This is a genomic window from Prevotella sp. ne3005, assembly GCF_900110085.1.
Classification (GTDB): Bacteria; Bacteroidota; Bacteroidia; order Bacteroidales; family Bacteroidaceae; genus Prevotella.
In genome coordinates this window covers 104,860-125,022 of sequence record NZ_FOCK01000004.1, presented here as the reverse complement: position 1 = coordinate 125,022, position 20,163 = coordinate 104,860, and the positions used below count along the sequence as shown (strand labels likewise).

The 20,163-nt window shown below is 44.0% G+C and carries 18 protein-coding genes, 8 tRNA genes and 1 riboswitch; of the genes, 15 read left to right on the top strand and 11 right to left on the bottom strand.

Features of this window, described 5'->3' with window-relative positions; genetic code table 11:
* Positions 1-61: 61 nt before the first annotated feature.
* Positions 62-1,279 carry an AAA family ATPase gene (locus BMY16_RS07030; RefSeq protein WP_091841202.1) on the bottom strand — a complete coding sequence of 406 codons (1,218 nt, stop codon included), beginning with the start codon at positions 1,277-1,279 and terminating at the stop codon, positions 62-64.
* A gap of 98 nt (positions 1,280-1,377) precedes the next feature.
* Between BMY16_RS07030 and BMY16_RS07025 the strand changes: the two genes are divergently transcribed.
* The 4 genes from BMY16_RS07025 to BMY16_RS07010 all read left to right on the top strand — a co-directional run bounded on the left by BMY16_RS07025 (position 1,378) and on the right by BMY16_RS07010 (position 6,184).
* Positions 1,378-1,875: an ImmA/IrrE family metallo-endopeptidase gene (locus tag BMY16_RS07025; RefSeq protein WP_262987325.1), complete on the top strand. Its 498-nt coding sequence runs from the start codon at positions 1,378-1,380 to the stop codon at positions 1,873-1,875.
* Positions 1,876-2,375: 500 nt separating this feature from the next.
* Positions 2,376-3,170: a VapE domain-containing protein gene (locus tag BMY16_RS07020; protein ID WP_139207157.1), complete on the top strand. Its 795-nt coding sequence runs from the start codon at positions 2,376-2,378 to the stop codon at positions 3,168-3,170.
* Positions 3,171-3,884: 714 nt separating this feature from the next.
* Positions 3,885-5,192, top strand: coding sequence for a DNA cytosine methyltransferase (locus BMY16_RS07015; protein ID WP_091841197.1), 1,308 nt, complete (start codon positions 3,885-3,887; stop codon positions 5,190-5,192).
* Entirely contained in the window at positions 5,189-6,184 is a 996-nt protein-coding gene (locus tag BMY16_RS07010; protein ID WP_091841196.1) for an HNH endonuclease, read from the top strand. Before BMY16_RS07015 ends, BMY16_RS07010 begins: the two co-directional genes overlap by 4 nt.
* Positions 6,185-6,244: 60 nt before the next feature.
* Here BMY16_RS07010 and BMY16_RS15465 read toward each other — a convergent pair whose 3' ends face one another.
* Positions 6,245-6,391 (bottom strand): hypothetical protein, encoded by a 147-nt coding sequence (locus BMY16_RS15465; RefSeq protein ID WP_170836035.1) that lies wholly within the window; start codon positions 6,389-6,391, stop codon positions 6,245-6,247.
* A gap of 108 nt (positions 6,392-6,499) precedes the next feature.
* A riboswitch (SAM-I-IV-variant riboswitch) is annotated at positions 6,500-6,613 on the bottom strand.
* A 509-nt stretch (positions 6,614-7,122) separates the two neighbouring features.
* Here BMY16_RS15465 and BMY16_RS07000 point away from each other — a divergent pair.
* The 6 genes from BMY16_RS07000 (at position 7,123) to BMY16_RS06975 (ending at position 11,201) form a co-directional block, all read left to right on the top strand.
* Complete coding sequence (locus BMY16_RS07000) at positions 7,123-8,160, top strand: RNA ligase, Rnl2 family (RefSeq protein WP_091841193.1); 1,038 nt, start codon at positions 7,123-7,125, stop codon at positions 8,158-8,160.
* Positions 8,161-8,279: 119 nt separating this feature from the next.
* Positions 8,280-8,909: a metallophosphoesterase gene (locus BMY16_RS06995; RefSeq protein ID WP_091841191.1), complete on the top strand. Its 630-nt coding sequence runs from the start codon at positions 8,280-8,282 to the stop codon at positions 8,907-8,909.
* Between the two features lie 67 nt (positions 8,910-8,976).
* Positions 8,977-9,645 carry a hypothetical protein gene (locus BMY16_RS06990; protein WP_139207156.1) on the top strand — a complete coding sequence of 223 codons (669 nt, stop codon included), beginning with the start codon at positions 8,977-8,979 and terminating at the stop codon, positions 9,643-9,645.
* Positions 9,646-9,696: 51 nt separating this feature from the next.
* Positions 9,697-10,467, top strand: coding sequence for a metallophosphoesterase (locus BMY16_RS06985; RefSeq protein ID WP_028902989.1), 771 nt, complete (start codon positions 9,697-9,699; stop codon positions 10,465-10,467).
* Positions 10,464-10,754 (top strand): MerR family transcriptional regulator, encoded by a 291-nt coding sequence (locus BMY16_RS06980; protein WP_028912141.1) that lies wholly within the window; start codon positions 10,464-10,466, stop codon positions 10,752-10,754. Before BMY16_RS06985 ends, BMY16_RS06980 begins: the two co-directional genes overlap by 4 nt.
* Positions 10,755-10,784: 30 nt before the next feature.
* Complete coding sequence (locus tag BMY16_RS06975) at positions 10,785-11,201, top strand: hypothetical protein (RefSeq protein ID WP_028902991.1); 417 nt, start codon at positions 10,785-10,787, stop codon at positions 11,199-11,201.
* 50 nt (positions 11,202-11,251) lie between these two features.
* Here BMY16_RS06975 and BMY16_RS06970 read toward each other — a convergent pair.
* The 8 genes from BMY16_RS06970 to BMY16_RS06935 form a co-directional block, all read right to left on the bottom strand.
* Positions 11,252-11,325 (bottom strand) — tRNA-Cys (locus BMY16_RS06970).
* A 7-nt stretch (positions 11,326-11,332) separates the two neighbouring features.
* A tRNA-His gene (locus BMY16_RS06965) sits at positions 11,333-11,405 on the bottom strand.
* Positions 11,406-11,416: 11 nt separating this feature from the next.
* Positions 11,417-11,489 (bottom strand) — tRNA-Trp (locus tag BMY16_RS06960).
* A gap of 4 nt (positions 11,490-11,493) precedes the next feature.
* Positions 11,494-11,575, bottom strand: a tRNA-Tyr gene (locus BMY16_RS06955).
* An 11-nt stretch (positions 11,576-11,586) separates the two neighbouring features.
* Positions 11,587-11,659, bottom strand: a tRNA-Phe gene (locus BMY16_RS06950).
* Positions 11,660-11,664: 5 nt separating this feature from the next.
* A tRNA-Ser gene (locus tag BMY16_RS06945) sits at positions 11,665-11,752 on the bottom strand.
* A gap of 8 nt (positions 11,753-11,760) precedes the next feature.
* Positions 11,761-11,845 (bottom strand) — tRNA-Ser (locus BMY16_RS06940).
* A gap of 310 nt (positions 11,846-12,155) precedes the next feature.
* Positions 12,156-12,229: transfer RNA gene (locus BMY16_RS06935), tRNA-Asn, on the bottom strand.
* A 180-nt stretch (positions 12,230-12,409) separates the two neighbouring features.
* Between BMY16_RS06935 and BMY16_RS06930 the strand changes: the two genes are divergently transcribed.
* The gene (locus BMY16_RS06930; protein WP_091841489.1) at positions 12,410-14,173 is read left to right on the top strand and encodes a S41 family peptidase; all 1,764 of its coding nucleotides are present in this window, start codon (positions 12,410-12,412) and stop codon (positions 14,171-14,173) included.
* A 6-nt stretch (positions 14,174-14,179) separates the two neighbouring features.
* On the opposite strand, the gene BMY16_RS06925 is transcribed toward BMY16_RS06930, so the two are convergent.
* Positions 14,180-15,403: a helix-turn-helix domain-containing protein gene (locus BMY16_RS06925; RefSeq protein WP_091841187.1), complete on the bottom strand. Its 1,224-nt coding sequence runs from the start codon at positions 15,401-15,403 to the stop codon at positions 14,180-14,182.
* 126 nt (positions 15,404-15,529) lie between these two features.
* On the opposite strand from BMY16_RS06925, the gene BMY16_RS06920 reads away from it, so the two are divergent.
* From BMY16_RS06920 to nusA, 4 genes are all read left to right on the top strand, one after another.
* Complete coding sequence (locus BMY16_RS06920) at positions 15,530-17,338, top strand: DUF4842 domain-containing protein (protein ID WP_170836034.1); 1,809 nt, start codon at positions 15,530-15,532, stop codon at positions 17,336-17,338.
* A gap of 142 nt (positions 17,339-17,480) precedes the next feature.
* The gene (locus BMY16_RS06915) at positions 17,481-18,224 is read left to right on the top strand and encodes a hypothetical protein (protein ID WP_091841184.1); all 744 of its coding nucleotides are present in this window, start codon (positions 17,481-17,483) and stop codon (positions 18,222-18,224) included.
* Between the two features lie 165 nt (positions 18,225-18,389).
* Positions 18,390-18,857: a ribosome assembly cofactor RimP gene (rimP, locus tag BMY16_RS06910; RefSeq protein ID WP_091841182.1), complete on the top strand. Its 468-nt coding sequence runs from the start codon at positions 18,390-18,392 to the stop codon at positions 18,855-18,857.
* Between the two features lie 36 nt (positions 18,858-18,893).
* Positions 18,894-20,153: a transcription termination factor NusA gene (gene nusA / locus BMY16_RS06905; RefSeq protein ID WP_091841180.1), complete on the top strand. Its 1,260-nt coding sequence runs from the start codon at positions 18,894-18,896 to the stop codon at positions 20,151-20,153.
* The last annotated feature ends 10 nt before the right edge of the window (positions 20,154-20,163 follow it).

Here is a 20,163-nt window from a genome sequence, read left to right as displayed (position 1 = left end):
ATTCAAGAAGATGAAACCAATAGAAATCTTTACTCTATGAACTGTAGGAGTTGCTCAACTATCACTCTGCCCTCCTTAATACTGACTCCAGATTACCGATAATGGGTGTGGCTCCATATTTACCACTGAGATAATCCTTTTCGAAAGGAGCATCACTTCTGACTTTATAGTCTGACAAAGAATAGAGAGAGGTGGCTCCAAATCGATTTTTCTGGGTGAACCAGATTTGATCACGACGGAATAAACCAGAACTGAGGATGTTGGTGTCGTGTGCCGTTAGTATCAACTGAGCGTTTCGTGGATTGGTTTCGCGAGAATTAAACAGAGAGATAATCCGATTTGTCAGAACCGGATGCAGTTTGGAGTCGAACTCATCAATGACAAGTCTCGATCCGTTGTCAAGAGCCTTGATGATAGGGTAAGCCATAGAGAAGTACTTGATGGTTCCTTCCGATTCCATGCTCAGGAATGGGAAGCTGGTTTCACCTTTTGCCGCTCCATTTGTGTCATACTGCAGATGTCGGCTAAGGATGTGATTGTCACTTTTCTCTATATCCTCAATACCAAGGTCGGCAAACTTGGAAAATTCCACGATTCTTGACCGCATCTCTACATCGTCAAGATGATTTACGGCCATATTCCACATCCTTTCTTCGTCAGAGCATGTAAGGATGGTTGTTTCCCCAAGCCAATTGATAATCTGAACTGCAGTAGGGTCGTTAAACTGAGCTGCGGCAGAAAGCAGGAGGGCATTGTTGCGTATCATCTTCCTGTTCACTAAGTCAGTAGCGATTGAGAAAGATGTATGGACTTTCATTTCCTCTCCTTCACGGAAAAACAATTCCACCTCCTTGGCTCTCTTACGACAGGCTTTCCTATACAGCCATTCGCCATGCACAGACTCACGGCTGACATCCATGCCATAACGATATTGGTACCCATCCAGAATGAATATCATCTCAAAAGAACTGGGTGCCTTGGCACTATCTGTATTCAGTTTAAACGCTTCAACGCCAATCTCCTCCCCAGCTTGCAGATTCTTAAATGAATCAATAATATAGCTCTTGAAGAAATCGAGAGCCTTTATAACGTTACTCTTGCCTGAAGCGTTGGCACCTAAAATGACAGCACTCTTTAAGAGACTGACATCCATTCCGTCAATGTCGAACATCACATCCTCTGCCGCAACGCGAGCATCTTTAAGTGGTGATGCTACCAACGACAGAGTGGCAGGCTCCATAATAGAGCGGAAATTCTCAACAGAAAATTGGATAATCATAAAGATAACTCGCTTATTTGTGAAATTTCTGCAAAAATAAGAGTTTTCTTTCGAAATTCCAAGAGAAAACTCTAATTTCTGCAATTATTTTATGATTTATTTCCCGCCCATTAAGCTTTCCTGTTGAGCGTAAGCGCTTTACCGCTATGCATGAACTGGGACATTTGTTGCTTGACTTTGATGACACTCTCCCACAAAAGGATGTTGAGCGCTTCTGCAATCTATTTGCCAACGAAATGCTGATATCTCAGGATGTATTTAAGAAGTTGTTGGGTGTATCTCGCCACGACATTTCTTTGAACGAACTTCGGGCTATTCAATCTAATTATGGTATATCAGTAGAAGCTCAGATGTTCAAAGCAAAGCAGCTGGGCATAATTAGCGAGTCGCGCTATAAGTATTTTTGTATTACAAAGAACAAGAATCAAGCATTCAGGGAACAGGTTGAGAAGAGCACCTTCCACGAAGAAAAGTTTAATCGTTTTAGTAGCCTGGTTTATCGTGCCTTGGCATCTGAACTGATAAGCTTTTCCAAGGCATCAGAGTTGCTGAATGAGTCAATCTACGTAGTCCGTGAACAGTTAGAGCTGGTATAATATAATGGAGAATACAGTTTACATCTACAAATACTGCGTAAGTTGATGTATATTAGTAGTTTGGATGAAATTATACATCTACTAATCATCTACTTATCCTCTACTTATCCTCTACCAAACCTCTACTGCTTTGTGTACTTTTATAGTAAAGGTAACAATTATTCCCACCTTGGGAATGAAATGTTCCCAGCCTGGGAATAAAACATTCCCAAGGTGGGAATAAATACTGAGCCAGAGGCTTTATGACCTGAAGAATAAGAGGCACTTATTGACAAGTAAGGCATCCTTATTGCAGAATAAGGTGCCCTTATTGCTGGTTAAGGAACGCTTATTCAGTTTGAAGAGATATAGTAGAGGTTTAGTAGAGGTTTAGTAGAACTTTAGTAGAAGTAAAGTAGAGGTAAAAATCTAATGAAAAACTTGCAAATACCAAGTAAAATCAGTATATTTGCAGGCAGTTTGTGATTATTTAGTAGAGGTAGAACTAAAATAACGTTTATTTGAAAGTAAGTTTGTTGAAAATAGCGCGAAAGAAGGAGGTCATAAAGCGCGTTGAATTAAGGGAGATTGCAAAGATGATCCGTGAGAATCCTGAAAAAGACAAAGTGTTCGATCTTCGCTTGAACTATCAGTTCTATAAGTCCCAGAGGTTGCCTGACGGACAGATTACCCTTGATGACTCGAAGCATACGGTGAACCTGCCTTGTCTGCTCTTTGCCGCAGAATGCATGAACTATAAGGAGATGCAGAAAGGGCTGAAGTACCTGTTATCGTCGAGCGATGTGAAGTTCCGTCCGCCTTACGGCAAGACCATCAAGCAGTACAGGCGCTATACCTCGTTCATCGGAACCACCAATCAGTTGCAACCGCTGGTTGATCCTACTGGCTCCCGCCGATTCGTCTGCGTGGGCATTCCTGCTGGCAAGAACATCGACTTCACTGACAATCTGAACCATCGCCAGCTCTATGCCCAGGCCTTGCATCTGTTTAATAATGGGGAACGGTTCTGGCTGGAAGATGACGAGATACAGACGCTGATAGAGGAGAACGTGCCTTACCAGCGTACCGTCGATCTGGTGGAGATGATCAACGAGACCTTCCGCAAGCCGAAAGACGGCGAGGGCCGTTGGTGGGGAACCACGGAGATCCTTTCTACTTTTGCCAGCCGCTATGCCTACTTTGATGCGAAAAGGGCGACACCCACTGTCTTGGGCAAGTCGATGAATAATTATCGTTTCGGCTTCAAGCATCGCATGGTGAACGGCTGCTCGGAATACTGGCTCTGCGAGAAATAATTGCCGTTTAGGTGGGATTATATGCCTCAGACGGTTAAAATTGATTTAAATTACACCTTATTTTAATAAGATAATAGAATTTTTTGTATCTTTGCAAATGCTATCTGCCCATAGGGCTGTGATGTCATCTGAGGATGACGGAGCCGATGGGCGGAGCACTACATATTGAAAGGCGTTACTGACGCTTTGTTTTTGGCTGTTCGAAACTTCCACAATCGAAATAGCAAGTCAAGACAAATGCAGATGTAACTCCACGGGGTGTAGTATATACTCTCCGTAGTGTGCTGCGAGGGCTAATCATGTCCTCACTAGCACACTTTACGGGTGTCTATATACTCCTGCGTGGGTGTTTACTCTGTCTGTTTACTTGCTATGGCTGTGGAAGGCCTCGAACAGCGAACAGGCATGAGTTAAGCACCCACGTTTTTTCTTTTGTAGTTAACCGAATGTGATACTTGTTCGTATGGGTGAAGGCGAACAACTATAAAAGAACGAACTAACGATAAAGGAATAGTAATAAGAGTCTTTGACATCCTTGATTAGGCTGAAGAAGCAGAATTAGGACCTCTGGAAACACATCAGTCAGACAAGGCAACGGATGTTTACGCTCATACGGGCGTGGACTATACGATTGTTGCCTGATGTAGGCCGTCCTAAGCCTTGCTTCTACCAATCTCTCCACGCCCCCTTTTCGAAACGAGGAGAGGGCTTTTTATGTCAACAGTAGTAAAGGATATCAACGAAAGTTCAGAGAAGATAGACGAAGTAAAGCGCATCGTAAAAGATCGTGCGTTGGCACTGGAATACAAAAAGCAGATACCACAAACACCGATTTCAGAAGGACCATCGTGGAAGGATTTACAATTCTCTCAACCAAGAAACATTGTTAGGATAGGGACTGTGTTCAGTGGTATAGGTGCTATTGAACACGCTTTCCAGCGCCTTGGGCTAAAGCATCGGATTATGTTTGCTGGCGATATCGAACCCAAATGTAAGGAAAGCTATTTTGCAAACTATGACATTAAAGAGGAAGATTGGTTTACTGATATACGCAACTTCGATGCCCGCCGATATAAGGGAAATGTAGATTTCGTCATCGGTGGTGCGCCCTGTCAAGCATTCTCTATGGTGGGTCACCGCCTTGGTTTTGAAGATGCTCGTGGAACGTTGTTTTATGAGTTTGCCCGTGTGGTAAAAGAAACGCAGCCGAAGGTGTTCTTGTTTGAAAATGTACGTGGATTGCTTAATCACGATAAAGGACGTACCTGGCATGTAATGTACGACATCTTCAATGAATTGGGATACGACGTAAAGTTCCGTGTGTTGAACAGTTGTGATTATGGCATACCACAGCATCGTGAACGCGTTTATTGTCTTGGCTTCAAGAAAAAGACGAAGTTTGAGTTCCCCGCACCGATTGAGTTAGAATATAAGATGTACGATTTTTTAGAAGACTATATTGACACTAAGTATTTTCTTAAGGAGAAAGGTATCAAGTTTGTGACCAGCCATAAGAACCATGACAAGTTCTACACTCAGATAAATGGAGAAATTCAACTTTGCCAGAAACGTAATCAGCAATTTAATTGGCATGGTGACTTTGTGTATCATCCAGATTCTGAATTGACACCTACCGACGAGGCTTTTGATGAATTCGTTTTCGATGTACACGATGTGGAAGAAAAGTATTATTTGTCGGATAAGGTGGCACGCTATGTGTTGGCAGGAGGTACCAAAAACTTTAAAACTTCGACAGAAACAGATCTAGATGTAGCTCGTCCGCTACTGCAATCCATGCACAAAATGCATAGGGCTGGCGTAGACAACTATGTTACTCATAAAGGGCGTATCCGTAAGTTGACTCCAAGGGAATGTTTGCGTCTGATGGGCTTCAAAGATACATTCAAGATTGTCGTTTCGGACACCTCTATGTACCAACAGGCAGGCAATAGTATAGTTGTCGATGTGCTGATTGCTATTTTGAAACAGATGGACATTACTAAATACGGAATTCAATTATGATTATTGAGGGGGAGAACTTTAAGTTTGAAGATACTTTCGAAACGCCCATTACCGTTGCTGATAGTTGGGTAATGCCCAAAAACAAATTGGGTGATGGTAATGGTGAAGCAAAGCTGTATGTAGGATCTCGTGACAAAATGGAGAGTTTCTTTGGAGAGATTGGATTTACAGCTACATGTTTTGTGCTTCGTCAAGACTTACAAGCCTATATGCTGGCCATTAAATCAGAATACTTAACTCCCTCACAAGAATACAGAGGAAAAGATGAAATGCGGATGTTGTGGTCAGAACGAATGGAGAAGATTAACGCGCTGCCATCAGGCATTGTTGTTTTCACGGTCAAAGAACAATCGCAAATTACAGGTTCGCGAGGATATGTCAATTCAACAGATAAAGTCTATAAGCTGATACGTGAGATATCCCTGCCATTAGTATCTTATATTTCTGCTATGCGTCTTGATTACAACGGGCAACCAATGTTCTATCTGAAATTGTTTGCTGATTTTGAAGAAATAGAGAAACGTAAAGCGTTTATCGAAAACTACGGGACAATTAAACAGGAAAATGAAGATCCTTTCTATGGTGTGCGAGAAGATTATGTAGAACCAAGACCTCAAATAAGATATAGCCGTGAAGGTCAGGATGAATACCGCAGGAAATTACTGGAAGAATGCCCGTTTTGTCCTATCACCATGATTAACGAAGAGTCTTTGTTAATTGCTAGCCACATTAAGCCTTGGGCGGTCTCTGACTCTCAGGAACGTATAGATCCCAACAATGGCTTCATACTTTCACCACTATATGACAAATTGTTTGATCGAGGTTATATCACTTTCACAGTTGACAAGCGAGTAACAATTTCCAATTGGCTGTCACGCCAAGTGAAAGAACGCATAGGTATAAAGGAGAATCAATTATTTCAATTCCTGCCCATAAATGATTCTCGCGCAAAATATTTAGAATATCATCGTAGTACAGTATTCAAGGGATAATAATTGTAAATTCTGCCACAGCCAAGAGCAGACGGCAGGGACAGAGTGTATTGAATAGGGTTACCCGATGGCTATTAATTTGTTGTCGGGTAGGTCATACTTGACTGGATGGGCGAAGGAGAGAACCTTGCCATCATAAACTGATGATACGTCGATGCCTCTCTGTAGGAACTCATCCACTAACGCCTTATCATGATAAGAACGCATACTAGACCAGTTTCGGCTTTGCACGTGAGCGTTGAATACTGTTACTAACTCGAGAATCTGCATATCTGCGAAGCGCAGAGCAAACTTGATGTAATAAATGTGCTGTTGCATAACGTTTTGTTTTGAAGTGAATACTATTGCTTCCGCATCGTACTAACCACCGTGGCTACGTTTTGCTCGGTTGGCGAGTCCATCCGAAGATGACTGCTCTTGATGCTTTCGGGTGCAAAAATACTAAGATTATGCGAAATATCCAATCTTTCTTGGGTGAAATTGACTAAAAATGCAAAAAAGATACGAAAAAGTTTGGTGGTTTGTGAAAAAATGTATATTTTTGCCGCCGTTTTTCAAATTTATGTAAATTAAGAGCAATGCTGCAACAAAGAATGAACATATCAACACTGTTACCACTCCAGGGCAAAGAGAGCTTTGGAGGCTTCTGCTATGTTCATACGAACGACTCGATGAGTATTGCAGCACGTGACTGGTACACGCCAAATTTCCAACGAACATCATTAGATAGAGAATCTGACCGGACGGCATAGATGCAGCCGACCATCAGAGCATAGAAGATAGCGAGACCGTTGGAAAGAGTTTACCAAACTTTCCAACGGTTTTTTCGTTATTTGTGTGTCCATTTCCCGTACTTCTCCACGGCCTTAGCAGCTGGGCATACGCTAATCACAACAGTATTAACCGCGCCGCGATGCGCACAAAAGAAGAAAAAGAAAATGTTAGAATTCAAGAAGTACAGCTCTATCGAGAACTCCTTTAGCCGTGAGTTTATGGAGCACGTAGTGGCAGAGATGCCACAGGATTTGGAATATGTGGTACAGGAGAAGGTACATGGTGCCAACACCAGCTTCCTCTGCGATGGTGAGACCGTGAGGTTTGCCAAGCGTACGTCGATGCTGGAGGACGGAGAGCAGTTCTATGACTACCCTGAGTTGCTCGAGAGATACAGGGACAGAGTGCTGAAACTCTTCGGTGACATCAAGGCTAAGTATCCAGAGGTAACTCACATCTCCGTATTCGGTGAGATGTTCGGCGGTCTTTATCCTCATGATGGGGTTAAAGCAAAACAGAAAGTCGGCCTAATCCAAAGAGGTGTCTGTTATACTCCTGACCATGAGTTTTATGGCTTCGACATCTACCTCTTCACTGAGGAGGGTGGAAGGTTCCTCCCTGTTGATGAGGTTAACGAGATCTTTGAGACCTGTGGTTTCTTTTATGCCAAGACTCTCTTCAGAGGGACTTTGGCCGAGTGCCTGAAGCAGCCTAACGCTTTCCAAAGCAAGATTGCCGAGTGGCTTGAACTTCCTGCTATCGAGGACAACATCTGCGAGGGTATCGTTATCCGTCCTGTCACTCCAATGTATCTAAGGAACGGCTCTCGAGTGCTTATCAAGAGTAAGAACGAGCGGTTCGCAGAGCGGAAGAGCGCCAAGCGCCGTACCAAGCTCTTTGTCGAGCCAGTGCCTTATAGTGATGAATTGAAGGCCCTGATTGTCGAGGGTGAAACCTACGTCACTGAGAACCGTCTGGCAAACGTGGTGAGCCATATCGGTGAGGTGCACTTCCCCAAGGACTTCGGCAAGGTGATGGGTTTGTTCTCCAAGGATGTACTCGAAGACTTCCTCAAGGAGCATGGCAATTTGTATACTGCACTTGAAAAGAGCGAGCAGAAACTATTGAACAAGGAACTCAACAAATTCTGTACTGCCCTTGTGAAGCAGGTCTATATGAGCCAGGCTTATATCATGGAATAGTAATTCGTCTCTCCCAGTTAAAGGCTGGGGGAGACATAAAGAAAGATCTATTCTCTTCTGCAATGTAACATTTCATATTTATCCCTACTTATAGGTAGAAAATTCAAAAGAATAGAACAATGAACAAGATTTATTTTACAGCCGACTTGCATTTCGGCCATTCGAACATATTGAAACATTCACCTAAGCGCCCGTTTTCGGATACGGTGGATATCGTGGCACACGACGAATGGTTGCTTGACCTTTGGAAGAGCACGGTTGACAAGCGTGATACGGTATATATTCTGGGTGATTTGACATTCCTGAAGAGTGAGAATGCCCGCCATCTGTTGGAGAAACTGCCTGGGCAGAAGTTTCTGATTGAGGGAAACCACGATGGTTCGATTCGAGCGTACAAGAACTATTTCAAGGAGGTCTATCAGATTAAGGAGATGCGCTTCAAGCCTTCTGTGGCACCGTTCCTAAAAGAGGATCTATGCGTGGTGATGTGCCACTACCCGATGGTGACATGGAACCAGAAACCTCGAGGATCTATAATGCTGCATGGGCATAGTCACGGCAAACTTGACGACTATAATGCTTTGTTAATGGACCTCCGCTTTGACGTGGGAATAGACGGGTCTCTCGCCAATCTGCGTTTCTTGACGCTAGAAGATATCTACAACGCTGCCACAGAGAAGATTAAGCAGTACGATTGCAACACCTTTGCTGAGTATGCACAGAACAACTATCGTAGTGAAGTGAGGTAAACAAATGGTAATGAATTAACAAAAAACAAACAATATGGGAACTTATAGCAGTATTTTTATCGAATTCATGAAAAAGGATCAGTGGCATTTGCTTGAAGGAATTGTGCCCCTCGATTATAAAGAATGGAGATATTTTGGCGAAGGCCCCTCTCCCGACGATAATCACCCCATAGAGATTGGCGGAGTGAAGATGGGTTGTATGTTTACTCTTGTACGCCAAGGATGCGTTAGAGACCTGTTGGTTGGTCACGATGCGCCATTCAATGACAGGGGCTTTCCAAACGACTTGAGCCCTGAGTTGAAAGAGATGTTTGACAAGGTTCAGGAAAGAATAGATTCGAAGAAGGATGTCGGCGTATTTGGCGGAGACTGGCGATGGGGCAAGTCGTGGTGCTACTTGACAGAACTGCAGTCATATTTGGATGAGCAGTTGGAGAAATGTAAGTCGGCTATACTGACGGAGCACTCCAAACAACTCTCTTATGGCATCTCAGAGAAACTCGATACGATTCTTGCGGCTGTCAATGGGAAAAAGATTGAAACTAAAAAGAAGCAGCAGGAAGACGAGGACGACTACATTGACCAGGGAGAAATGCTGGAGTATTACTTGGGGGAAGAACTGAACGAAATCATCTGGTTGAAGGAATTTGCTGCAGGCATCGCCCTCATCCATGAGTTTTTGACTGATGAATGGTGCTCAGAGGATTCTATCCGACTCGTATTTTATGCCTGTTAGGCCATACGAATAATTAACTGATTTGATATGAACAACGTATATTTAAGAGCAATGAGAATACAATACATGAGTGATCTCCATATGGAGTTATATGACAATTCGCGGTATATAAAAGCGAATGAGTTTGAAGTTGTGGGCGATGTTCTGGTGCTCGCAGGTGACACGTTCTACCTGCGGGACATCATTGCCCCTCAGAAGCGATTTTGGAACTGGGCATCAAAGAACTTCCAGCAAGTGCTATTAGTACCTGGTAATCACGAGTTCTACAGCAATGGCGACGTAACAGCACGTGGCGACAGTTGGCAATGGATGATACGTGAGAATGTGGGCTATTATTATAATAAGGTGGTGCGCATAGACGATACGGACTTCATTCTGACTACGCTGTGGTCGAGAATACCAGAGCAGGATATGTTCCATGTTCAGCGTGGCATGAACGACTTCCGCCAAATAATGTATGATGGCAGACGCTTCACACCTGATGATTTCAATCTGGAGCATGAGAAATGCCTGACTTTCTTGAAACAAGCAGTAAAGGAGAGTACCGCCAAGCATATCGTTGTGGTTACACATCATCTTCCGACATTATCAGTGGTGGCAGCCCAGCACATGGGTTCCGTTCTAAACGGAGCCTTTGCTACAGAACTGGGAAACTATATTGCCGACAGTCGCATTGATGCCTGGATTTATGGGCACTCGCATACCAACATTGACACCATGATAGGCAATACAAAAATAATATGTAACCAGATGGGATATATATACTACAATGAACATCTGACAAACGGATTTGAACCAAACAAAACAATTGTAATAGAATGAACAATAACAAGAAGCAAAGCGAAAGGGAAATCTTGGAAGAAATTCTGCAGACCCTAACTGAACAGAAAAAGACTCTAGAAATGATAGTTCCAAATCCTTTGAGGATATACAACAATAAGGAAATCATGGAATTATTGGGAGTTAAGGATAAATATCTCAAGAAGTTGAGAGATAACGGCTACCTTGGCTTTTCAAGGGAGGGCGACAAGTATTGGTATACGCAGAAAGATGTAGATTGTTTTCTGCACAGTTTTCATTATGAACCATTTAATAGCGATAAAAATTGATTATGGACTCTTTAGATTATAAATACAAACATGCCAGTAAACAAAAACGCATTATTGCGTTACAAGATAATAGACAGAAGCCTGCGCAACAGGTACAGAAGATGGACGATAGAGGACCTGGTTGATGAAGTATCTGATGCGCTGTACGATATGGAAGGGATTCGCAAAGGGATCTCTCTTAGAACAGTTCAGAACGATATTCAGATTATGCGTTCTGACAAACTCGGATACAATGCGCCCATAGAGGTTTACGATCAGAAGTACTACAGGTACGCTGATCCTGACTACTCTATCACTGAACTGCCTCTGACAGCTGATGATTTCAAACTTATCACGAAGGCAGTAAAGATGTTAGAAAAGACAGAGGGGAAACCTGAACTTCAGCAGATGGGCAGAGTACTTGCGAGAGTTAAGAAAAGGCTAACAGCCATTCTGAACTATGGATAAAGGAAGGACTCCGGTTTCCTGTTTGGGGAAATCGGAGTCTTTAATGATTGAGTGAGGAATCGGATTCGAACCGATGAATGACGGTTTTGCAGACCGCCCCCTTAAACCACTCGGACATCCTCACATTGTAGGGAGTTTGACAGGTTTCGAACCTGTGACCACCAGAGCCACAATCTGGTGCTCTACCTACTGAGCTACAAACTCCATTTATTTAGCAGAAGCAGAAGGGCTCGAACCTCCGACCTTCGGTTTTGGAGACCGACATTCTACCAACTGAACTATGCTCCCATCGTTGAGGTGGCGGGACTCGAACCCACGAAGCCGAATGGCGACAGATTTACAGTCAGCTCTCGTTGCCGCTGGAGAACACCTCATTATATTCTTGTGGAACCTCGTGGAGTCGAACCACGTTCTCAGGATTTTCAGTCCTGCGCATACACCAAGTCTGCCAAAGTTCCATCAGAGGAGGCTAAGGGATTCGAACCCTTGGGACGTTTGACCGCCCTCTAGTTTTCAAGACTAGTGCAATAGACCAACTCTGCCAAACCTCCAATTTGTGCGGAAGCAGAAGGATTCGAACCTTCGGAGCCTTGCGGCTCGGCACGTTAGCAATGTGCTGGTATCGACCGCTCACCCATACTTCCGTTGGATTTCGGGTGCAAAGGTACAATAGCCCTATGCAGCCTTTCTGCGTAGCAAGAATTATTTTGCAAGAAATCATCAAAAAAGGTTGTTGACAGTTGAAATACCCTAATGATTTTCAACTTGTCAACGTTAGAACTTGACAACGGTCGCAATAATTATTCTTTGCAGGATCTTGGATTGTTAATTCTGCAAAGGAGAAACACGGATTGGCTACAACGAAACAGAATTGGCTACAAATTGGCTACAATTTTGAAATGTATAAAAAAGAAAAATCCTGTAAGTCATTGACCTACAGGACTCTTTCTAAGGCGCTTCAGGATGGGCTTGAACCAACGACCCCCTGATTAACAGTCAGGTGCTCTAACCAACTGAGCTACTGAAGCAAGTATTGCTGTTAAGCGGGTGCAAAAGTACGGCGAATTTTTGAAACTACCAAACTTTTAAGCGAAAAATTTCAAGGAATCTTAAATTTTTTGCAAAAAAGCGGGTAAAAAGAGTGTTTTGTTGAGAGAATCATGTAATTTTGCAGCAGCAAATTAAGGTAAAAGAGTTAAATGGGAAATATGAAAAGATATATCGTACCGCTGTTCATGTTCTTGAGCTTGTCGCTGACGGCACGGGCTCAGAAAACTAGTGACCACAACTTTGAGGTGGCCAAACATCTCGATATCTTCAATAATGTGTATAAGAATCTGGAATTGCTGTATGTGGATACCTTGAAGCCGAAGGAGACTATTGGTGTGGGTATCACAGCCATGCTCAGGAGTCTGGACCCCTATACAGAGTATTATGCTCAGGATGAGACAAAGGACCTGAGGATGATGCTTACTGGTAAGTATGCAGGTATTGGAGCCCTTATAAGGAAGCACCAGAAGTTGGATCGTGTAGTAATCGATGAGCCCTATGCCAATATGCCTGCTGCTGAGGCTGGCTTGAAGAAAGGTGATGTCATTCTGAGTATTGACGACTCCATGATGACGACAAAGCCCGTGGGCTATGTGAGCGACCATCTGCGTGGAGAGCCTGGCACGAGCTTCTTGCTGAAGGTGATGCGACCTTCCACAGGAAAGCTGATGAGCTTTAAGATTACACGTAGGAATATCAAGTTGCCTGAGATGCCCTACTATGGCATTCGTGAAGGTAATATTGGCTATATCAACCTGAATCAGTTCACCGAAGGGTGCGCCAAGGAGATGCGTCGTGTTTTCGTTGACCTGAAGAAGCAGGGAGCCACCTCGTTGATCCTGGACTTGCGAGGCAATGGCGGCGGCTCTGAGCAGGAGGCTGTGGATATCCTGAACATCTGGTTACAAAAGGGTATCACTGTGGTGGAGAATCGTGGTAAGTTCAAGCAGTCGAATAAAGAGTATAAGACCAGTGTGGAACCTGTGGATACGGTGATGCCGATTGTGGTGCTTGTCAATGGTGAGACGGCTAGTGCCAGTGAGATTACCAGTGGTGCCATCCAGGACTTGGATAGAGGTATAATATTAGGTACGCGCACGTATGGAAAGGGTTTGGTGCAGATTCCCATCGATCTGCCATACAATACGAATATGAAGGTAACGACCTCGAAATACTATATTCCTAGCGGACGTTGTATCCAGGCCATCAACTATAAGCATGACGGCAGTGGATACAGGGAGTATATCCCTGACTCGTTGACGAAGGTGTTCTACACCCGTCATGGCCGTGAGGTGAGAGATGGTGGTGGTATCAAGCCCGATGTGGAGGTTAAGGCCGATACGATTCCCAATATTGCTTTCTACCTCTCTGCCAGCGGGCAGGATTCAACGGAGGTAATGTTTGACTGGGTGGTCGACTACATTGCGAAGCATCCGACAATCGCCCCTGTAGCAGAGTTCCATCTGACGGATGCTGATTGGCAGGAGTTCAAGGAGCGTGTTATCAGGAGTGGTTTTACTTATGATCCAGTAAGCAAAAAGCAGTTTGCCGATTTGGTGAAGACGGCTAAGTTTGAGGGTTATTATGAGGAATCGAAGGCTGCCTTCGATAGCCTTGAGGCAAAGTTGAGCCATAATGTGGCATTTGACTTGGAGAAACATAAGGCGGTGCTCATGCATATTCTTGAGACAGATATCATCGCAGCCTACTATTTTCAAGCTGGAGCCATTGAGTCGGGTCTTGGCCATGACAGACAATTGGATGAGGCCGTCCGTCTGCTGAAGAATCCTGAGGAGTATAAGAAGATTCTTGCTCCCCAAAAGCCGAAAGAGACTTCTTCAATCATCCAATTGAAGGCTAAGACGTTGGCTCCTATTGCGAAAAAACAGAAAAAGGAAGCGCTTTTTGGTGCTATTGCCTGATGCTATCTACTTGTTTGCAATGAATTGTGCGGGTGTCATGCCTGTACTCTCTTTGAATCTCTTTTGGAAATAGCAGCGGTCGCTGAAGCCGCAGTGTTGGGCAATGGCTTCATTGCTCCAGTCTGGGTGTTCATTCATGGTGTGTTTGGCTTCTTCAATACGTAGATCATTGATCCATTCGCTATAATGCCGTCCTGACTGTTTCAGCCATACAGATAGCAGGTAACGTGGTATTTGCATCTCTTCGGCAGCATTTGGCAATTTGAGGCCGTTCCTCAGATGTCCTCCTTCTGCAGTCCATTTCTTTACGGCTTGTTCCACTCGTTGTAGATTATCGTCAGAAATAGCATTTGAATTGTTTCCCTCTTCGCTGACTTCCTCCATCTCCACTTCTTGCTCGTTTTGTTCTGCTTCCGTCATTTGGGCGGCAGTAGTGCTGACAGTATAGAGGCAGAAACTGTCTACAAGATAGAAGATGCCGACAAAGAACAGTAGGCCGAAAAGTGCAAGTACAGGACCGGAAATGAAAATAAGAAGTGGAACCATCATGGCCATGATGCCCAGTGTGATGATGCTAATCTGCATCCAGTTGAGCATAGAGCCCATATCGCTATCGTAGTAATTGGCCAGAGTCTGGCGCATACCACGAAGGTTTATCATTTGGCGCCATGTGTAATATCCTTGCATTGCTAGATAGCAGCTTGATCCGGCGATTTCTGCCCATCGCAGTTCTGGTGTGTCGCTTAATAATGGTCGATTATCAGTGATGGCAGCCACAAAGAGCAGTACCAGAACCACCGCCCATGCCATCAGCCCGATGTACTTATCGATTTTGGTGATGCGCCCCTTTTGTATGAAGAGTACAGCTAATGACATCATCCAAGAGCTTGGGACGAACAATGACAGATTAAGCATGGCAGCCTGTGTCACTCCCAGTTCACGTAGCCCCAGCATGTATTGCAACAGGAACTGTGTCCCCAGTAGCCCCGTGCCGCCGACCATCAGCCAACGGGATCTGCTTGCTGCATAACTGCTTACTGCCCGCCTGGGCAGAATCAGTAATTTCATCGCCAGTAAAACCATTATAACGATGGCTGTGAACTGAAAAAGTTTCATCTCGTTAATATTATTCGGTGGCAAAAGTACTAAAAATTTGCGAAAAAGTGTGGATATTTGAACAAAATCCACACCTTTTAGTGAGAATTTACACATGATTGCTGTATTTTTCACACTTTATGTGATTTCTTGTGTATACCTTTGCACCCGTATTTAAAAAACTAAATAAATCAACCGATGAAAATAAATGTATTATTTGCATTAGCAAGTCTTATGTTATTGGCAAGTTGTTCTCGGGGTGTGGATTTGTATCAGGATCCCGAGAACAAGACAAGTGAGGAAGACATTAATAATAATGTAAAAGGTGTCTTCGGTGTCGATTTTGCTTCCAATCAAGATTGGTGCACTACCACTTCTGGTGAATTGACGATTCTGGCAGATGCCTCTGTCAGCAAGGTACAGTTATTGGTAAAGGTTCGTGAGGTATATGATGATGTACCCTCGTATGTGACGCGCGATGCTGTAAAACTGCTGAATGAGGCCGAGGTTAAAGGTCAGACCACTATCAAGATGAGTTATGATGCTCCGAAGGAGAATCTTGGTTTCTATGTTGCCTTTATTACTGATAAGGGTAATGTTTATAAGAAAGTTAAGGGTAATACCGTTTCTGTTGAGGAACCGGCACGGACGCGTACTCTATCTGCAGACTATGTCCTGCCTTCAGGAGAATTCAGACTTGCAAAAGCCATCGAATCCTATGCTAATCAACGTGGTTGGGTGGAAGGTGAGATGCTCTATGATTTGAGTGATGATGACTATGATAGGTTGAAGATGATATCGCCTGATTACTCCGATGAATTTAAGACTACTTTCAGAGATATCGTGTTTGACATTTTCCCTAACGGAAGAAGCCACCGTAATATCGATCTTGTGAAAGAGAGTAATTTCTTTAATGATAAGATTTATCCGATTACCACTGGCGATGAGCCAATCATCGTAACTCCCACCTATAAGTGCGATAACCCCTCGAAGTACGGTTACGAAGTCTGGAATTCCGATTTATACTATTATTATTATAAGGCTGATGCTGTTAATAGAATGACTGATGATGAGGCTGCTGCCTACTTTATGTCTCTTCCGAAATATAAAGCCATTCCTTTTGAAAAGTCTTTCGACAAAACAGAAGATGACATCATCGCCAAGCATGGATCTTTTGCGCTCCTCTATTTTGGAGATGGAACCCCTGAGGTTGGTGAAAATGGCTCTGTTGGATCTTTTATGTTCCCCAAGGGTTACAAAATTGGTTTTATGATACGTGCCAAGACCACTGCTGACAACAATAAGAAACAGGGTGAGGTTTATGGTGACGGCCGTCTCAATGGCCATATCAATACAGACAAGAACTATAATTTCAGTAGCTCCAAATTGGCTGCCAATGACCCCCGTGCTGCTTGGTTGAACATTAATAAGAAGATGATGCTTACCTGGGAGTCAGGTACCGATGCCGACTTTAATGACATTATTCTTGAGATAGAAGGCGGTATTGAGGACATTATTGTGCCACCTCCTTTCGTTTTCCCTCAGGTGTTTACCTATTGCTTTGAGGATACAGAATTGGGCGACTATGATATGAACGACGTTGTCATCAAGGCTCTGCGCCTGAACGAGACCACCATTGAATATCGTATTGTTGCCTGTGGAGCCCACGACGAACTCTATGTGAAGAACCTCAATTATGGTGCTATCAGCGACAGTAAGGAGGTGCACGAACTCTTTGGCACAACGCCTCAGAACTTTGTCAATACCCAAAACGGCGACTCTTATACGTTTGTCGTTGGTACCAGAACTGTCGACAAAGACTTCAAGCTCTCAGAAGAGCCCGATAATGAGAAACCATATATTTTCAATAAAACAAAGAACAAGAATATCTATTTGTCGAAAGCAGGACAAGATCCTCATGGTATTATGGTCGCCTGCGACTTCCTGTATCCTCTGGAGCGTATTTGCATTAGGGATGCTTATCCACAATTCAATAATTGGGGCCAAAATCCCATCAATTCCACATGGTGGTATATGAGTCCTGACCAAAGTAAAGTCTACAAAAACTAAATCCTGATACAGTTTATGGGTAGGTGTGTGAATTCTTGTTAATTTGCACACCTTTTTAGTATTTTTTCAACACCGTGATACATATAATGAGATTGTTTCAAATAAAAAGTGTTACCTTTGTAACCAAATTAAGACCAAGTAAATGGAATTCGAACTATACCGAACTGTGTTGATACTGGGAGGAGTGGTCAATTTGTTGATTGCCCTCGCCTTGTTGCATAACAATGTCGACTTCCGTATCTATGATGTCTACCATCGCTCCCGTTCGCTGGTGGCACTCAATTATGCCATCTTCGGCATCGGCTTCCTGCTTCATGCATGGCTTGGTTGGCGTACAACGTGGCCAGAGGCTGCCTCGGCACTTACGGTTAGTTACTTCCATTCTGGCGGCGTGCTCTTTGGTTGGAGCCATATCTCGCTGATGCGGCCTGACTATATGTCTAGACGAGTTGTTATTCGCGACCTCACAATACTTGCCATAGGCCTTGTTGTCTATTGGACTGTCATGTCCGATTGGGTTTTCTCGATTTTCTTCGTTCATGCCTCATATATTGTCTATAATTTCTATCTGACTTATTATAAGGTAAGACGTAATATTGTCAAGATGCCGGCCGATGGGAATGCACCTAGCTGGTGGACAGCAGAGGCGAAGCGTACGGTATTGGGATTCCACCATTCGTTTGTCATCGGGTGTCATCTGATTGTGCTTTTTGGATTGGGTAGTGTTGCCATTACGGCAGCTTTCCCTCACGATATCTGGCCTTATATCCCCTTAATGCTAGCGGGTACCGCCGTGTTCTGCTTTATCTTCTACTCGTTAGTAGAGTATGGTAACGTCATTGATGCAGCTACCAATGCTACTGAGGATGCCGTGAAGCAAAAATGAAGGTTTTATATGACTTTGCAAGTGTAAATAGGTGAAAATGGCATTTCTTCGATAGTTTTTTGCCTAAAAGTTTGGAAGTTAATAGAAAAAGTTGTAATTTTGCACCCGTTCAGCGGAATGAGAGGCTCGAAAGAGTCTCTCATTTTCGATATTAATAAATGTTAGATGATAAATAAGGAAATTATTCAAACATTGACGGAAGAGTGGTTGCAGGGCAACGACTATTTTCTGGTAGACGTTATTTTTGGTGCTGATGACAGAATTGTCATCGAGATTGACCATGCCGATGGTGTGTGGATTGAAGACTGTGCTGAGTTGAGCCGTTTCCTTCAGGAGAAACTTGGTGATGAACTTGGCGAATACGAACTGGAGGTGGGCAGTGCCGGCCTTGGACAGCCGTTCAAGGTGGCTCAGCAATATCAGAACCATATTGGCGATACCCTCGAAGTGTTGGGCGCTGATGGAAAGAAGGTGCAGGGCGTGCTGAAGTCAGTAGAAGGCCGTGATTTTACCCTGACCATCCGTGAGAAGCAGAAGCAGGAAGGTAAGAAGCGTCCTGTGTTGGTCGATGTTGACAAGACATACTCGATGGATCATATCAAGTATGCCAAATATCTGTTGGCCTTCAAATAAAAGAGAAAAAGTAAAAAAGTTAAATAATAAAGAGTAATGGCTATTAAGAAAGATGCGAAAGGCCCCTCAATGATTGAGACCTTTCAGGAATTCAAGGAGACGAAGAACATCGATCGTACCACATTGGTAAGCGTGCTGGAAGAAAGCTTCCGTAACGTGATTGCCAAAATGTTTGGTTCGGATGAGAACTTTGATGTGATTGTGAACCCCGACAAGGGGGACTTTGAGATTCACCGTAACCGTGTGGTGGTTGCCGATGGTGAGGTGCAGGATGAGAATAAGGAAATCGCCCTGAGCGAGGCACAGAAAATTGAGCCAGACTATGAGATTGGTGAGGAGGTGAGTGAGGAGGTGAACTTCCAGAAGTTCGGCCGTCGTGCTATCCTGAACCTGCGTCAGACCCTTGCCTCTAAGATTCTGGAACTGGAGCATGACTCTCTCTATCAGAAATACAAGGACAAGGTGAACACTGTTGTCAGTGGTGAGGTTTATCAGATTTGGAAGCGTGAGGTGCTGCTGATGGACGATGAGGGTAATGAGCTTCATTTGCCCAAGCAGGAACAGATTCCTTCGGACAACTACCATAAAGGTGAGACTGTTCGTGCCATTGTTAAGGAGGTTCAGAACGAGAACAACAATCCCCGCATCATCCTCTCTCGTACTAGTCCTGTGTTCTTAGAGCGTCTGCTTGAGGCTGAGGTGCCTGAAATCAATGATGGCCTGATTACCATTAAGAAAGTTGCCCGTATGCCTGGTGATCGTGCGAAGGTGGCCGTTGAGAGTTACGATGAGCGTATCGATCCGGTAGGAGCTTGCGTAGGTGTGAAGGGTAGCCGTGTACATGGTATTGTTCGTGAGCTTTGCAATGAGAACATCGATGTGATCAACTATTCCAGCAATGTTCAGCTCTATATCCAGCGCGCTTTGAGTCCTGCAAAGGTTTCTAGCATCGTGCTTGATCAGGAAAACCACAAGGCTGAGGTATATCTGCAGCCTGAGGAGGTATCGCTGGCCATTGGTCGTGGCGGTATGAACATCAAACTGGCTTCTATGCTGACAGAGTACACCATCGACGTCTTCCGTGTTGTCAATGAGAACGAGGCTGATGAGGATATCTATTTGGATGAGTTCTCTGATGAGATCGACCAGTGGGTCATCGACTCTATTAAGGCTATCGGTCTGGATACGGCCAAGGCTGTGCTCAATGCGCCGCGTGAGATGCTGATTGAGAAGGCCGACCTCGAGGAGGAGACTGTAGACCATCTGTTGGAAGTACTCCGCTCGGAGTTTGAGTAATAATGAAAAG